The 230-nt window shown below is 72.6% G+C and carries 1 protein-coding gene; it reads left to right on the top strand.

Annotation, left to right across the window (positions count from 1 at the left end; genetic code table 11):
* A partial coding sequence (locus ACEN88_RS36440; RefSeq protein WP_413347232.1) for a histidine kinase dimerization/phospho-acceptor domain-containing protein occupies positions 1–230 on the top strand: 230 nt, incomplete at both ends.

The following is a 230-nucleotide window of genomic DNA, read 5'->3' as shown; positions in this document are numbered from 1 at the left end:
TTGTGTATAAGACCCAGCCCGCACGCACGCTGGCGGCGCGCCGTCCGGACGCGCTGGACCCCGTCGCGCTCGACGGCATGAGCGCGGAAATGCTGCCGCTCGCCGCGTCGCTCAATGGTCTGCTCGGGCGCATCGCCGATCTGCTCGCGAACGAGCGGCGCTTCACGGCGGACGCGGCGCACGAGCTGCGCACGCCGGTCGCGGCCATCCGCATGCAGGCGCAGGTGGCA

This window comes from Massilia sp. CT11-108 (assembly GCF_047302915.1).
GTDB classification, from domain to species: domain Bacteria; phylum Pseudomonadota; class Gammaproteobacteria; order Burkholderiales; family Burkholderiaceae_D; genus Telluria; species Telluria orientalis.
The sequence above is the reverse complement of the archived record's forward strand: the minus strand, read 5'-3'. Positions and strand labels throughout refer to the sequence as shown.